Annotated in this window: 13 protein-coding genes; 8 read left to right on the top strand and 5 right to left on the bottom strand. The window is 71.7% G+C overall.

Annotation, left to right across the window (positions count from 1 at the left end; translation table 11 throughout):
• Positions 1-142: 142 nt before the first annotated feature.
• The 4 genes from ptsP to KV396_RS11320 all read right to left on the bottom strand — a co-directional run bounded on the left by ptsP (position 143) and on the right by KV396_RS11320 (position 6,666).
• The gene (ptsP, locus tag KV396_RS11335; protein ID WP_247955780.1) at positions 143-2,659 is read right to left on the bottom strand and encodes a phosphoenolpyruvate--protein phosphotransferase; all 2,517 of its coding nucleotides are present in this window, start codon (positions 2,657-2,659) and stop codon (positions 143-145) included.
• The gene (dhaL, locus tag KV396_RS11330; RefSeq protein ID WP_282185339.1) at positions 2,659-3,303 is read right to left on the bottom strand and encodes a dihydroxyacetone kinase subunit DhaL; all 645 of its coding nucleotides are present in this window, start codon (positions 3,301-3,303) and stop codon (positions 2,659-2,661) included. The genes ptsP and dhaL overlap by 1 nt, the downstream gene beginning before the upstream one ends.
• The gene (gene dhaK, locus KV396_RS11325; RefSeq protein WP_247955779.1) at positions 3,303-4,295 is read right to left on the bottom strand and encodes a dihydroxyacetone kinase subunit DhaK; all 993 of its coding nucleotides are present in this window, start codon (positions 4,293-4,295) and stop codon (positions 3,303-3,305) included. Before dhaK ends, dhaL begins: the two co-directional genes overlap by 1 nt.
• A 250-nt stretch (positions 4,296-4,545) precedes the next feature.
• Positions 4,546-6,666 carry a RecQ family ATP-dependent DNA helicase gene (locus KV396_RS11320; protein ID WP_247955778.1) on the bottom strand — a complete coding sequence of 707 codons (2,121 nt, stop codon included), beginning with the start codon at positions 6,664-6,666 and terminating at the stop codon, positions 4,546-4,548.
• A gap of 88 nt (positions 6,667-6,754) precedes the next feature.
• Here KV396_RS11320 and KV396_RS11315 point away from each other — a divergent pair, with 88 nt between their 5' ends.
• From KV396_RS11315 to KV396_RS11280, 8 genes are all read left to right on the top strand, one after another.
• Positions 6,755-7,174 (top strand): pilus assembly protein CpaE, encoded by a 420-nt coding sequence (locus tag KV396_RS11315; RefSeq protein WP_247632676.1) that lies wholly within the window; start codon positions 6,755-6,757, stop codon positions 7,172-7,174.
• A gap of 99 nt (positions 7,175-7,273) precedes the next feature.
• A complete protein-coding gene (gene paaA / locus KV396_RS11310; RefSeq protein WP_247955777.1) occupies positions 7,274-8,275 on the top strand; it encodes a 1,2-phenylacetyl-CoA epoxidase subunit PaaA in 1,002 nt (333 codons plus the stop codon).
• On the top strand, positions 8,275-8,580 hold the full coding sequence (gene paaB, locus KV396_RS11305; protein ID WP_247955776.1) for a 1,2-phenylacetyl-CoA epoxidase subunit PaaB: 306 nt from the start codon (positions 8,275-8,277) through the stop codon (positions 8,578-8,580). Before paaA ends, paaB begins: the two co-directional genes overlap by 1 nt.
• Complete coding sequence (gene paaC / locus KV396_RS11300; RefSeq protein ID WP_247955775.1) at positions 8,577-9,392, top strand: 1,2-phenylacetyl-CoA epoxidase subunit PaaC; 816 nt, start codon at positions 8,577-8,579, stop codon at positions 9,390-9,392. The genes paaB and paaC overlap by 4 nt, the downstream gene beginning before the upstream one ends.
• Before the next feature lie 5 nt (positions 9,393-9,397).
• Positions 9,398-9,880 carry a 1,2-phenylacetyl-CoA epoxidase subunit PaaD gene (paaD, locus tag KV396_RS11295; RefSeq protein WP_247955774.1) on the top strand — a complete coding sequence of 161 codons (483 nt, stop codon included), beginning with the start codon at positions 9,398-9,400 and terminating at the stop codon, positions 9,878-9,880.
• On the top strand, positions 9,880-11,043 hold the full coding sequence (gene paaE / locus KV396_RS11290) for a 1,2-phenylacetyl-CoA epoxidase subunit PaaE (RefSeq protein WP_247955773.1): 1,164 nt from the start codon (positions 9,880-9,882) through the stop codon (positions 11,041-11,043). Before paaD ends, paaE begins: the two co-directional genes overlap by 1 nt.
• 14 nt (positions 11,044-11,057) lie before the next feature.
• Positions 11,058-11,828 (top strand): enoyl-CoA hydratase/isomerase family protein, encoded by a 771-nt coding sequence (locus KV396_RS11285; RefSeq protein WP_247955772.1) that lies wholly within the window; start codon positions 11,058-11,060, stop codon positions 11,826-11,828.
• A 127-nt stretch (positions 11,829-11,955) separates the two neighbouring features.
• Positions 11,956-13,479 (top strand): ATP-dependent DNA ligase, encoded by a 1,524-nt coding sequence (locus KV396_RS11280; protein ID WP_247955771.1) that lies wholly within the window; start codon positions 11,956-11,958, stop codon positions 13,477-13,479.
• Positions 13,480-13,509: 30 nt separating this feature from the next.
• On the opposite strand, the gene KV396_RS11275 is transcribed toward KV396_RS11280, so the two are convergent.
• Positions 13,510-14,028 (bottom strand): phosphoribosyltransferase, encoded by a 519-nt coding sequence (locus KV396_RS11275; protein ID WP_247623091.1) that lies wholly within the window; start codon positions 14,026-14,028, stop codon positions 13,510-13,512.
• Positions 14,029-14,036 lie beyond the last annotated feature (8 nt).

Here is a 14,036-nt window from a genome sequence, read left to right as displayed (position 1 = left end):
ATCCGCTGCGCCGCCCGCCGACGCCTCCCCTGGGGCGAGCGTAGCGGCTGCTCTGGACATCCCGCCCGCCTCCACGACCGGTCGAGATCAGAATGATACGAATCGCATGCCCGTGGGCGCATATATGTCGCGAGGGAAGGTGTCAGAGCCCGCTCACGTCCGCCAGAACAGCGCCCACCGCCTCTCGCGCCGCCGAAGCGGTCGGCGCTGCGAGGGCCGCATCGGCCGCACGTCGGCACGCGTCCTGATCGACGGCCGCGAGCGCCGCGCCGACCCGCCCGAGCGCGCGCGGTGCCATCGAGAGCGAAGTCACTCCGAGCCCCGCGAGCACCGGAGCGAGCGCGGGGTCCGCCCCGGCTTCGCCGCATACCCCGACCGGCTTCCCCGCCGCGCGCCCCGCGGCGCCTACCGCGCCGATGAGTCGCAGCACCGCGGGCTGCCACGGATCGTTGAGGTCGCCCAGTTCGCTGAGGAGCCGGTCGGCCGCGAGCGTGTACTGGGCGAGATCGTTGGTGCCGAGGCTGACGAAGTCGACGACTTCGAAGATCTCGGTGGCGAGCAGGGCGGCCGACGGGGTCTCGATCATGATGCCGACACGGTCGATCCCCGCGCCCCTGGCCCGCTCCGCGAACTCCGCCGCCTCCTCGACGGTCGCCACCATCGGCGCCATGACCTCGACGAGGGCCGATTCCGCCGCGGCGGCGAGGGCGAGCGCTCGCAGCTGATCGTCGAGAAGACGCGGGCTGCGACGGGCGATCCGCAGACCCCGTACGCCGAGCGCCGGGTTCTCCTCGTCGTCGACGTTCGCGAAGGGCAGGGGCTTGTCGCTTCCCGCGTCGAGCGTGCGCACGACCACCTTGCGACCGGGGAACGCGGCGAGCACCCCGCGGTACGCGATGACCTGCTCATCGACGGAGGGAGCATCCGTGCGCCCGAGGAAGCAGAATTCCGTGCGGAACAGTCCCACGCCCTCGGCGCGCGCCTCCGCAGCGGCGAGGGCGTCCGCCGCACCTCCGACGTTGGCGAGCAGGGCGAGCGGATGGCCGTCCGCCGAGCGGCCCTGCCCGTCGAACTCGACGACGACCGCGGCGGCACGCGCGGACGCCACTCGCTCCTCATCCGGGCCGACCTCGACGGTGCCGCGATCACCGTCGACGAGCACGATCTCCCCCTCGCGGATGCCCGTGGCACCGGTGACGCCGACGACCGCCGGGAGTCCGAGCGAGCGGGCGATGATCGCCGTGTGAGAGGTGGGACCGCCCTGCTCGGTGACGAGCGCTGCGCAGCGACCACCGCCGAGGGCGGCCGTGTCGGCGGGCGAGAGGTCCACGGCGACGAGCACGAACGGCTCCTCGCGCTCGGGGACCCCCGGCAGGTCGAGTCCGAGGATCTCCGCGATCACGCGGTCGCGCACGTCGCGGATATCGGCGACGCGTTCGGCCATCCGCCCCCCGAGCGCCTCGAGGGCCGTCTCGTGCGATCGGGCCGCTTCCCATACCGCGCGCGCGGCCGTGCGGCCCTGCGAGAGCACGAGCGCGCGGGCATCGGCGAGCAGCTCGGGATCGGACGCGATGAGGCGTGCGGCATCGAGGATCTCCCGCGCCTCCCCCGTCGACTCCGCGGAGCGCGCACGCAGGTGCTCGGCGACCGCGACGGTCGCCCGCTCGACCGCCGAGACCTCGGCGGGGCGCTCGCTCTCGGCGACGACGACTCCGCCATCGGGCTCGGGCAGCGCGGGAGCGAGATGAACGACGGATGCCGCGGCGACCCCGGGGCTCACGCCTCGTCCGCGCAGCACATCGCCCGCGGTCACCGCACCCGCCGCATCCCGAGGCGGCGCGACCGGTTCCGGCGCCGAGCCCGTCCCGGTGCCGGTGCCGCTGCCGCTGCCGTTGCCGTTGCCGTTGCCGTTGCCGGGGAGACTGTCCGTACCCTCCCCGAACCCGTCGTCGAAGAGCGCCGCGATCCGATCGAGAGCATCGGCGGCATCCGCACCCTGCGCCGAGATCTCGATCTCGTCGCCCTGGCGCGCGCCGAGGATCAGCAGCCGCGAGAGACTCGCCGCAGCCGCCTCCGGGCCGTCGGGCAGCCGCCGCAGACGCACGTCGACGCCGCCGGAAGCCTCGGCGATCAGGGCCGCCGGGCGGGCGTGGAGGCCCTGCGGGTTGCGCACGAGCACGCGGCGGGTCTGCGCGTCGCCGGCGGGTCGGGACGGAGCCACCGGTTCCGGAGCCGGTTCCTCCGCACCGAGCTGCCCCGTCTTCGCTCCGAGGGCCGCGGACGCCTCGGCGGCGACCGTGTCGAGATCTCCCCCGGCCGCCGCAGACACCACGGCGGCGAGCAGACCCTCGACGAACGGTGCGGGGGCGAGCCTGACCGGCACGTCGCTCAGGCGCAGTTCGAGTGCGAGCTCGGCGCTGAGCACGGCCGACCCGAGGTCCATGAGCACGAGCACACCGTCGCAGTCGCCGGCGAGCTCGTCGATCGCTTCGGCGACGGCCACGGCATCCGTGCCGAGGATCGGCGTACCGTCGGCATCCGTCCCCGCACCCGCCGCGACGCGCACTCGCGCGCCGGGCCCCTGCACCATCTGCAGGGCGAGCTCGAGCGCCGCCTCCCCGAGTCGTGCGCTGTGGGACACGGCGACGATGCCGATCATCAGCTCGCCGCGATCGCCGCGGCGAGCGTCTCGAAGAGCAGCGTGGTCGATGCGGCACCGGGATCGAGATGTCCGGCACTGCGTTCGCCGAGATAGCTGGCCCTCCCCTTGCGGGCCACCAGCGGCAGCGTCGCGTCGCGCCCGGTGGCGGCGGCGACCGCAGCGGCCTGCGTCGCCTCGGCCAGGTCGGCACCTCCCGCGATGGCCGCGTCGAGCGCATCGACCGCCGGCGACATCGCGTCGAACATCGTCTTGTCCCCGGCCTCGGGCTTGCCCCGCGCGACGATGCCCTCGAGACCGGCGCGCAGCGCGGCGGCCAGGCCGGTCGCGTCGAGATCCTGGACCGCGCCGGTCGTCATCCCCATCCGCAGGAAGAACGTGCCGTAGAGCGGCCCGCTGGCGCCGCCGACTGAGCTGACGAGCGTCATCCCGACGGTCTTCAGGAGGTCGTCCGCCGCGGCCGGCGCGCTCGCTGCGAGCTTCTCGGTGACGGCGCTCATCCCCCGCGCCATGTTCGCGCCGTGGTCGGCGTCGCCGATCGCGGAGTCGAGTTCGGTGAGCCATTCGCGCTTCTCGGCGACGGCCGCGCCGAAGCGGATGATCCAGTCCTGCAGGGTGGCGATCGAGACGGTATCCGCGGCCATCAGGCGCCCCACCGCAGACCGGGGGTCACGACCGGGCTGTCCCACAACCGCAGCACCTCGTCGTCGGCCTTCAGCACCGTGACCGAGCAGCCGGCCATGTCGAGCGAGGTGATGTAGTTGCCGACGAGGTTGCGCACGATCTGCACGCCCGCTGCCTCCAGGAGCGCTGCGACCTCGGCGTACATCAGGTAGAGCTCGATCTGCGGGGTCGCGCCCATCCCGTTGACCATCACGATCGCGGGTCCCGCGAAGTCGAGGTCGGCGAGGATCGGCTCGACGAGCTGGCGGGCGATGTCGGATGCCGGCGCCAGGGGCTCCCGGTGGCGCCCGGGCTCGCCGTGGATGCCGATGCCGATCTCCATCTGGTCGTCCGGAAGGTCGAAGGTCGGCTTGCCGGCGGCCGGCACCGTGCAGCTGGTGAGCGCCATGCCCATGGAACGCCCCTGGCCGTTGACGCGTTGCGCGAGGGCGACGACGGCGGCGAGGTCCTGTCCCTCCTCCGCGGCCGCGCCGACGATCTTCTCGAGCAGCACGGTGAGGCCGACGCCGCGTCGTCCGGCCGTGTAGAGCGAGTCCTGCACCGCGACGTCGTCGTCGACGACGACCGTGCCGACCTCGATGCCCTCCATCGAGGCGAGTTCTGCGGCCATCTCGAAGTTGAGCACGTCGCCGGTGTAGTTCTTCACGATGTGCAGCACGCCGGCCCCCCGGTCGGCGGCCTTCGTCGCTGCCTGCACGCGGTCGGGCGTCGGAGAGGTGAAGACCTCACCCGCGACCGCGGCATCGAGCATCCCGACACCGACGTAGCCGCCGTGCAGGGGCTCGTGCCCCGATCCGCCGCCGGAGACGATCGCGACCTTTCCCTGCGCCTTCGGCTCGGCCCGCGTGATGACGTGCGTCTCGAGGTCGACCGACAGCTCGGGATGCGCGAGTGCGACTCCCTTGAGCGATTCGACGAGCACGTCCTCCGGGGCGTTGATGAGCTTCTTCATCGTCCGATCTCCTTCGATCTCTTCCGTCGGGTGTCGATGCCGGCCGCGTGGCCGACGTCGCGAAAGCAGGCGACCTGGAACAGGCGACACCGCCGTCACTGTCGAACATGCTCGGGACGGCTGGTCTTGTCAAGGTCGAACGTGGGATCCGGGGCCACGAACTCTCTTCTTCGGCGTTCTTCGACGCCACTGTGTCACCCGCGCAATGTCACCCGCGCCGTGTCACCCGCGCAGTATCACCCGCGCAGTGTCACCCGCGCAGGGCGAGCACGAACGGCAGCACCTCGCTCGCGCCGGCGCGCCGAAGGGTGCGCGCGGCGACCGTGAGAGTCCACCTGCTGTCGGCGAGATCGTCGACGAGCAGCACGGGACCGTCGGGGATCTCGAGGTGATCGGCGCTGAACCGATCCCAGAGACCACCGAGGCGGAAGACGCTGTTACCGCCGGGCTGACCGCTCGGACCGCCGCCGACGAGACCGAGCTCGCCCAGGTACGGGAGCCGGCCGATCTCGGCCAGCCCGCGGGCGAGGCTGTCGACGAGCCGGGGGCGCGAGCGCGACGGGAGTGCGACCACCGCGACGGGTCGCTGCGACCACTCCCACCCGGCCAGCACGCGCACGCATCCGTCGAGCACCTGTCGCGTCACCGCGACATCCGCAGCCCCCGCGGCGAAGAGCGTGCGCAACGTGCCACCCCACCCCAGGTCGGTCAATCGCGCCAGCGCCCGCCCCTCGCCCGCCTGTTCGTCGGCGGCGATGCGCCCCTTGACGGGGACGTCGAGCCGATCGGCGCCCGTGGGCCAGGCGCGGCGGGGCTCGATCGGCACCCCGACCCGGTCGAGCGACTGGGAGGCCTGGGTGGTGGCCGCCGCGCCGATCTCGCGCGGGAACCATTCGCCCGCGCAGTTGTCGCACCGCCCGCAGGGCTTCGCGGTGTCGTCGTCGAGGGCGCGCTGCAGGAACTCCATCCGGCATCCGTCGGTCTGCTCGTACGCGATCATGTGCTGCTGCTCGGCGACGCGCTCCCCCGCGATGCGTTCGTATCGCTCGGCGTCGTAGCTCCACGGCGCCCCCGTCGCGACCCACCCGCCCTGCACGCGTCGCACCGCGCCGTCGACGTCGAGCACCTTCAGCAGCAGTTCGAGCGGGGTCCGACGGATGTCGACCATCGCCTCGAGGGCCGGTGTCGAGATCGGCGCGTCGCCGAGTGCGCCGATCACCCGCTCCGCACGTTCACGGTCGGGCATCGACGCGGTCGCGAAATAGTGCCAGATGTCGCGATCCTCGACACCGGGCAGCAGCAGCACGTCGGCGCTCTCGCTGGCGCGGCCCGCACGACCCACCTGTTGGTAGTACGCCACGGGCGACGAGGGCGCGCCGAGGTGCAGCACGAAGCCGAGATCGGGCTTGTCGAACCCCATACCCAGCGCACTCGTCGCGACGAGCGCCTTCACCTCGTTGCGCTGGAGCATCCCCTCGGATTCGGCGCGCTCCTCGGTGTCGGTCTGCCCCGTGTACGCCCGCACGTCGTGCCCGTGATCGCGCAGCAGTCGCGCCGTATCGACCGCCGCCGCGACCGTCAACGTGTAGATGATGCCCGATCCGGGGAGATCGTCGAGGTGGCTCAACAGCCAGGCCAGTCGGCTCGCGGAGTCGCGCAGCCGGAGCACCCCGAGGCGCAGCGACGTACGCGCGAGCGGTCCGCGGATCGTGAGCACCCCGGCCCCGGGATCGCCTCCCGCCGTGCTCGCGCCGAGCTGCTCGGCCACGTCGACCATGACGCGGCTGTTCGCCGTGGCCGTGGTGGCGAGAACCGGGACGTCGGCCGGCATCTCGGCGATGAGATCGCGCAGCCGTCGGTAGTCGGGGCGGAAGTCGTGCCCCCAGTCGCTGATGCAGTGCGCCTCGTCGACCACCAGCATCCCCATGCGGCTCACGAGCGCCGGCAGACGCTCTTCCCGGAAGGCCGGATTGTTGAGGCGCTCGGGCGACACGAGCAGCACGTCGACCTCGTCACGGTCGAGCTGCGCGAGGACGTCGGTCCACTCGTGGGCGTTCGTCGAATCGATGGCGACCGCCCTCACCCCGGCTCGGGAGGCTGCCGCGATCTGATCGCGCATCAGGGCCAGCAGCGGCGAGACCAGGACGGTCGGCCCCGCCCCCTGGCCCCGCAGCAGGCGGGTGGCGACGAAGTAGACGGCGGACTTCCCCCACCCCGTGCGCTGCACGACGAGCGCCCGGCGGCGACCGTCGACGAGCGCTTCGATGGCCTCGTACTGCCCGTCGTGGAAGTCGGCATCGGGGCGGCCGACCAGCTCGCGGAGGGCGGCGAGAGCGGCCGCGCGGGTGCCGAGGGAGGGTGCGGAGGTCATCCCCTCACTCTGCCCCATCCCTCCGACACCGCGATCGGCGCACAGGCGCACCGGCCCCGCCGTGCAACCGGTCGTCTAGCGTGGAGACGTGATCACCCGAGACCTCGCCGTCGCCCTCCGAGCCGCCGGCCTGGTGTGGCATCCGATCGAGGGCGACCGCTTCCAGCTCGACCTCCCGAACGAGGTGGAGCTCGAGTCCGAGGCCGACGTGTTCACCGTCAGCGGCATGACGATCGAGGCGCGGCAGACGCCGAGCGGCACCGACCTCGCCTTCAACGGCACGACCGAGTGGGCGCTCGACGCGGTGACCCTCGCGGATGCCGTGTGGCTCCCCCGCGAGGATCAGTTGCGCGAGCTGCTGCGCGGAACCTTCCGCTCGCTGGAGCGGCTCGACGACACCTTCCGTGTGCGGGTGCGGATATCGGGGGAAGACCTCTCGTTCGAGCATCCCGATCCCGCCGAGGCCTACGGCCGAGCGCTGCTGGAGCTGGTCTCGCGCTCGCAGTGAGTCGAGGATCCGGCGTGCGCCGGCCTTGAGGATCCCGTCCCGTCGTGACAGAATTACCTAACGATCGGTCAGTAAAGATGCTGGCCGGGAGGAGCCACGATGAACGCCCCCGCAGACCCCTCGATCACCGCGGACGTCTCCGACGAGCAACGCATCTCCGACGAGGAACGTCTCTTCGACGAGCTCATCGCGAACGAGCAGCGCATCGAGCCGCGCGACTGGATGCCCGAGGCCTACCGCAAGACGCTCATCCGTCAGATCTCGCAGCACGCGCACTCCGAGATCATCGGCATGCAGCCGGAGGGCAACTGGATCACGCGCGCGCCCAGCCTCAAGCGCAAGGCGATCCTGATGGCGAAGGTGCAGGACGAAGCGGGCCACGGGCTCTACCTCTACTCCGCGGCGCAGACCCTCGGCATTACCCGCGACGAGATGATGCAGCAGCTCATCGACGGGCGGGCGAAGTACTCCTCGATCTTCAACTACCCCACTCCGACCTGGGCCGACATGGGCGCGATCGGATGGCTCGTCGACGGCGCCGCGATCTGCAATCAGGTTCCGCTCTGCCGCGCCTCGTACGGGCCCTACGGCCGCGCGATGGTGCGGGTCTGCAAAGAGGAGTCGTTCCACCAGCGCCAGGGCTTCGAGATCCTGCTCACCCTCATGCAGGGCACCGAGGAGCAGCGACGCATGGCGCAGGATGCCGTCGATCGCTGGTACTGGCCGAGCCTGGCGATGTTCGGCCCGCCGGACGACCGGTCCCCCAACTCCGCGCAGTCGATGGCCTGGAAGATCAAACGTTTCTCGAACGACGAGCTGCGCCAGCGGTTCGTGGGGATGCTCGTTCCGCAGGCAGAGATCCTCGGCGTCACCCTCCCCGACCCCGAGCTGCGCTTCGACGAGGCATCCGGGCGGTACGAGATGGGTGAGATCGACTGGGACGAGTTCTTCGAGGTACTCCGCGGCAACGGACCGTGCAACACCGAACGGCTGGAGCGCCGGCGCACCGCTCACGAAGATGGGGCGTGGGTGCGGGAGGCCGCGGCGGAGTACGCCCGCCGGCAGGCATCCGCCTCGGCACTCGACGAGGAGGTCGCCTGATGGCGAGCCCCGGCACCGACCCCCGCGAGCCCTGGCCCCTCTGGGAGGTCTTCGTGCGTGCGAACCGCGGGCTCAGCCACGTGCACGTGGGGTCCCTGCACGCACCGGATGCGGAGATGGCGATACGCAACGCGCGCGATCTCTACACCCGACGCGGCGAAGGGGTCTCGATCTGGGCGGTGCCCGCCGAGGCCATCACCACGAGCGACCCGGATGCGAAGGGCGCGTACTTCGAGAGCGCCGCGGGCAAGAACTACCGGCACGCCGTGTACTACTCGGCCTCCGAAGGGGTGCCGCACCTATGAGCACGCACGGTGACGTCACCGTCGAGGAGCTGCACCTCGCGCAGGAGCTCGCGGGATCCGGCGAGCGCGCGGCATCCGCCGACGTCGCCGAGTACGCGCTGCGTCTCGGCGACGATGCGCTGATCCTTTCGCAGCAGCTGGGCGCCTGGATCTCGCGTGGGCCGGAGCTCGAGGAGGACGTGGCGCTCGGCAACATCGCCCTCGACCTGCTCGGCCACGCCCGCTCCCTGCTGCGCTACGCCGGCTCCTTCGACGGACGCAGCGAAGACGATCTGGCGTTCTTCCGCGACGAGCCGGAGTTCCGCAGCGCCTGGATCGTGGAGCAGCCCAACGGCGACTTCGCGCAGACCATCGCCCGCCAGCTCGTCGTCTCGACGTACATGGTCGAGCTCTATGCGGCGCTGCGATCGAGCGGCGACGCGACCATCGCGGCCGTCGCCGAGAAGGCGCTGAAAGAGGTCGACTACCACCGCGACCATGCCGTGCAGTGGACGCTCCGGCTCGCGGGCGGCACCGAGGAGTCGCGCTCGCGGATGATCCGCGCCCTGCGCGACGTCTGGCCCTTCGTCGACGAGCTGTTCCGCGACGACCCGCTGATCGACCGGCTCGGCGATGCGGCCGCGCGCCCGTCATCGCTGCGCGCGGGCTTCGATGCCGTGATCGACACGGTCTTCGCCCGGGCCGACCTCGCGGTGCCCGATGTCGCGGCGTCGTCGGCGGGCGGACGACAGGGGTCGCATGCCACGCCGATGGGGCACATCCTCGCCGAGATGCAGGTGCTCGCGCGACGGCATCCGGGGGCGACATGGTGACGGCGATGACGACGACGGATGCCTGGCGGATCGCCGCCGCCGTCGCCGACCCCGAGGTCCCGGTGCTGACCATCGAGGACCTGGGCGTACTGCGCGCGGTCGAATCCGACGGCGCGCGGGTGCGCGTCGACATCACCCCCACCTACAGCGGATGCCCCGCGATGGACACGATCCGCGACGACGTGATCCTGGCGCTCACCGCGGCGGGCTTCGGAGAGGTCGAGGTGCGGCTCGTGCTCGCCCCGGCCTGGACGACGGACTGGATGTCGGATGCCGGCAAGCGCAAGCTCGAACGCTACGGCATCGCCCCTCCGACGGGTCGTGCGGCGGTGCACGACGGACCCATCCCCCTCACGCTGAGCGTGCGCTGCCCGCGATGCGGATCGCTCGACACCCGGGAGGCGTCGCGGTTCGGTTCCACCTCGTGCAAGGCGCTGTTCGAGTGCCGCGCCTGCCTCGAGCCCTTCGACCATTTCAAGGTGCACTGATGTCGCTGTTCGCGCCCGCCACGGCATCCGCTCCCCCGGCCCCGCCCCGCGAGGTGCCGAAGGCGCGTCGACGCGCCCGCTTCCACACGCTCGTCGTCGAGGGCGTGCGCCCGCTCACCGACGACGCGGTCGAGGTGACATTCACGGTGCCGGCCGCGCTCGCCGGCGAGTACGACCACCTGCCCGGCCAGTACGTCGCGCTGCGCACCGTGCTCGACGGGGTCGAGGTGCGGAGGTCGTACTCCCTGTGCCGTGCTCCCGAGCATCGCGCCGACGGCGCCGACACCCGGCTGAGCGTGGCGGTCAAGCGCGACGAGGGCGGGCGGTTCTCGACCTGGGCGCAGAGCGGTCTGAAGCCGGGGTTCGAGATCGACGTGATGAGCCCGCAGGGCACCTTCACCTCGGCCCTGCCCGACCTCGATCACCGGCACGTGGTGGGCATCGCCGCCGGCTCCGGCATCACCCCGCTGATGGCCCTGGCGCACACGGTGCTGTCGCGGTCGGACACCGCGCGGTTCACCCTGCTGTACACGAACCGGTCGACGCTCGACGTGATGTTCCTCGAGGATCTCGCCGATCTGAAGGACCGCTACCCCACGCGCCTCACCCTGCACCACGTGCTCTCGCGCGAGCAGCGCACCGCTCCCGTGCTGTCGGGCCGCATCGACGAGCCGAAGCTGCGCACGATCCTCACGACCCTCCTCCCGCCCGACGACGTCGACGAGTGGTTCCTGTGCGGGCCGCTCGCCCTGGTCGACCTCTGCCGCGAGGTCCTGGCCGATGTCGGCGTGGGCGACGAGCACATCCGCTTCGAGCTGTTCACCACCGGCGACGAGCCCGCCCGTGCCGCACGACCGGTGCAGGTGCGGGCGGGTGAGCGCACGACCACGATCGAGGTGACGCTCGACGGCGTCTCGTCGACGGTCGAGAGCCCCGTGAATGCGCACGAGTCGGTCCTGAATGCGGCGCTGCGCGTGCGCCCCGACGCCCCCTTCGCCTGCGCGGGCGGGGTGTGCGGCACCTGTCGGGCCCGGGTCGTCGAGGGCAGCGTCACGATGACCGAGAACTATGCGCTCGAGCCCGACGAGATCGAGCGCGGGTTCGTGCTCACCTGCCAGTCCCATCCGACCAGCGACCGCGTCGTCGTCGACTACGACGTGTGAGGGAGAACGCACCGATGATCGATCTCCGCATCGCCGACGACGTCGCCCACGTCACCCTGCGCGCTCCCGAGCGACTGAACGCGCTCGACGAGCAGGCGCTCCACGGCCTCGATGCCGCCTACGCCGAGGCCGAGACGGCGGGGGTGCGCGCCCTCGTGCTGAGCGGAGAGGGGCGCGCGTTCTGCGCAGGACGGGACATCTCGGGCGTGGATCCGCGCGACGACGACGTGATCGGGTACCTGGGCGGGCTCGTCGCCCCGCTCCTGCAGCGGATGTCGCGCTTTCCCGCGCCCACGTTCGCGGCTGCCCACGGCGCCTGCCTCGGCGTCGGCCTCGGGCTGCTGATCGCCACCGATGTCGTGTACGTCGCGGAGTCGGCGAAGATCGGCTCGCCGTTCGCCGCTCTCGGCGCGACCCTCGACTCCGGCGGGCATGCCCTCTTCCTCGATCGCCTGGGCGCGCACCGCACCCTCGACCTCATCTACACCGGACGCCTGATGACCGGCGTCGAGGCCGTGACCGCGGGGCTCTTCTCGCGGGTGCTGTCCGACGAGGAGGTGCACGAGGCGACGACGGATGCCGCGGCGACGGCCGCCCTCGGACCGACGGCCGCGTTCGTCGCCAGCAAGCGCCTCGTGGCGCGCATCCGCGACGAGCGGCTGGCGCTGTGGGAGTCGGTCGAGCTCGAGAGCGCGGCCCAGGCGGAGCTCGGCGACACCGATGATTACCGCGAGGGATTCGCGGCGTTCCAGCAGAAGCGGAAGCCGCGGTTCCGCGGTCGTTGAGGCGGCGGACGGTGAGGCGGCGGGAGCGCGTGCCGGCACGCCGGTGAACGGGGGCGCCCCCTGAGCCGGTGACTCCGGGTTGTCAACGCTCTGGCCGGATGTCGGTGCCCGGTGTCACACTTCGGAGATGATGCTCTCGCAGCTGGTCTCGACGACCGAGGAGGTCGCCGCCACATCCTCGCGCCTGGCGAAGATCGACGCGCTCGCCCGGCTGCTGGTCCAGGCCGACGCCGATGAGATCGCGCCGCTGACCGGGCTCCTCCTCGCGACCCCGCGGCAGGGGCGCCTCGGCGTCGGATGGCGAGGAATGAGCGCCCTCGAGGTCTCCCACGCCGACGCCTCGACGCTCGCGATCACCGACGTCGATCAGGCGTTCGAGCGTCTCGCCGCGGCATCCGGAACCGGCTCCGCGAGCGTGCGCAGCAGCACCCTCCAGGCGCTGGCCGCGCGGGCGACCGCGCTGGAGTGGGATTTCCTCACCCGGGCCATGCTCGGCGAGCTGCGCACCGGCGCGCTCGGCGGCGTGCTGCTCGACGCGATCGCCCGCGCATCCGATCGTCCGGTGCCGGCCGTGCGCCGGGCCGCCATGCTGTCGGGCGACCTCGGCGAGACGGCGCTGATCGCACTCACCGGAAGCGCCGAATCGCTCGACGAGGTCGGGCTCCGCGTCGGTCGTCCCGTGCTGCCGATGCTCGCCGCCACCGCCGCGACCCCGACCGACGCCCTCGGCATCACGGGTGAGGCCTCGGTCGAGTACAAGCTCGACGGTGCCCGCATCCAGGTGCACCGCCACGGCGACGAGGTGTCGGTGTACACCCGCAGCCTCGCCGACATCACCCACCGCGTGCCCGAGCTCGTCGAGATCGTGCGTGCCCTGCCCGCGCACGACCTCATCCTCGACGGCGAGACGCTGGCCCTCGACGAGGACGGTGGGCCGCGTCCGTTCCAGGAGACGATGTCGCGGTTCGGGGCAGACGCCGCGCGCGAGCTCGCCCTGCGCCCGTGGTTCTTCGATCTGCTGCACGTCGACGGGCGCGACCTCATCGACGAGCCGCTGGGCGTGCGGCTCGCAGAGCTCGATCGGGTCGCCGGCCCCTGGCGCATCCCGGGAACGGTGACGGCCGATGCCGAGGCCGCCGAACGGGTCTCGCACGATGCCCTCGCCGCCGGCCACGAGGGCATCGTCGCCAAGGCCATCGACTCGCCGTACGCGGCGGGTCGTCGGGGCAAATCCTGGGTCAAGGTCAAGCCCGTGCTCACCTACGACCTCGTGGTGCTCGCGGCCGAATGGGGCTCGGGGCGCCGTCAGGGTCTGCTGTCGAACCTGCATCTCGGGGCACTCGATCCCGCCGGAGAATTCGGCGAACCCGGCGCTCTCGTCATGGTCGGCAAGACCTTCAAAGGGCTCACCGACGAACTGCTGCGCTGGCAGACCGCCACATTCCCGACGCTCGAGACCCGACGCACGCAGGGCACCGTGTTCCTGCGGCCCGAACTGGTCGTCGAGATCGCGATCGACGGCGTACAGCGCTCCCCGCGCTATCCCGGGGGCATCGCGCTGCGCTTCGCCCGCGTCAAGGGCTACCGCCCCGACAAGGCGCCGGGCGAGGCCGACACGATCCAGACGCTCCGCTCCCTGCTGCGGGAGTGAGGTGAGAAGAGCGCCGGCTACGGCATCCGCTCAGGCCGAAGGTGCGAGCCCGAGGTCCTCTTCGCGCACGGTTCCCTGGAACGACCACGGGAAGTTGATCCAGAGATCGGTGTCCTTCCAGGCGTAGTCGGGCTGGATGATGGTCGACGGCTTCGTGTAGATCGTGACCGAGCGCACGTCGGCGCCCTTGTCCTTCAGCAACTGAACCGCGAGGGCGAGAGTGCGGCCCGAGTCGGCGACGTCGTCGACGAGCAGCACGCGGCGCCCGTCGAGATATGCCATGTCGAGTTCGGGCGGGAGCACCTCGGGAGCGTCGAGCACGGTGCCGATGCCGGTGTAGAACTCGACGTTGATCGCGCCGCAGTTCTTCGCGCCGAGACCGTACGCGATGGCGCCGGCGGGCAGGAGCCCTCCGCGGGCGATCGCGACGACGACCTCGGGCTCGAAGCCGCTGGCGAGGATGTCACGGGCAAGGTCGCGGGTGGCGGCGCCGAAGCCGTCCCAGGTGAGCGTCTCGCGCTCGTTCGATGCATCAGTCACCCGATCCATTGTCCTCC

Origin of the sequence: Microbacterium galbinum, assembly GCF_023101185.1 — a bacterium.
Lineage (GTDB): Bacteria > Actinomycetota > Actinomycetes > Actinomycetales > Microbacteriaceae > Microbacterium > Microbacterium galbinum.
Note: the sequence above shows the minus strand (reverse complement) of the source record. Positions and strands in the feature narration are given on the sequence as shown.

Coding starts and splice junctions, on each gene's coding strand:
- ptsP (WP_247955780.1), bottom strand. CDS start 2,659: ATGATCGGCATCGTCGCCGTGTCCCACAGCGCACGACTCGGGGAGGCG.
- dhaL (WP_282185339.1), bottom strand. CDS start 3,303: ATGGCCGCGGATACCGTCTCGATCGCCACCCTGCAGGACTGGATCATC.
- dhaK (WP_247955779.1), bottom strand. CDS start 4,295: ATGAAGAAGCTCATCAACGCCCCGGAGGACGTGCTCGTCGAATCGCTC.
- KV396_RS11320 (WP_247955778.1), bottom strand. CDS start 6,666: ATGACCTCCGCACCCTCCCTCGGCACCCGCGCGGCCGCTCTCGCCGCC.
- paaA (WP_247955777.1), top strand. CDS start 7,274: ATGAACGCCCCCGCAGACCCCTCGATCACCGCGGACGTCTCCGACGAG.
- paaB (WP_247955776.1), top strand. CDS start 8,275: ATGGCGAGCCCCGGCACCGACCCCCGCGAGCCCTGGCCCCTCTGGGAG.
- paaC (WP_247955775.1), top strand. CDS start 8,577: ATGAGCACGCACGGTGACGTCACCGTCGAGGAGCTGCACCTCGCGCAG.
- paaD (WP_247955774.1), top strand. CDS start 9,398: ATGACGACGACGGATGCCTGGCGGATCGCCGCCGCCGTCGCCGACCCC.
- paaE (WP_247955773.1), top strand. CDS start 9,880: ATGTCGCTGTTCGCGCCCGCCACGGCATCCGCTCCCCCGGCCCCGCCC.
- KV396_RS11285 (WP_247955772.1), top strand. CDS start 11,058: ATGATCGATCTCCGCATCGCCGACGACGTCGCCCACGTCACCCTGCGC.
- KV396_RS11280 (WP_247955771.1), top strand. CDS start 11,956: ATGATGCTCTCGCAGCTGGTCTCGACGACCGAGGAGGTCGCCGCCACA.
- KV396_RS11275 (WP_247623091.1), bottom strand. CDS start 14,028: ATGGATCGGGTGACTGATGCATCGAACGAGCGCGAGACGCTCACCTGG.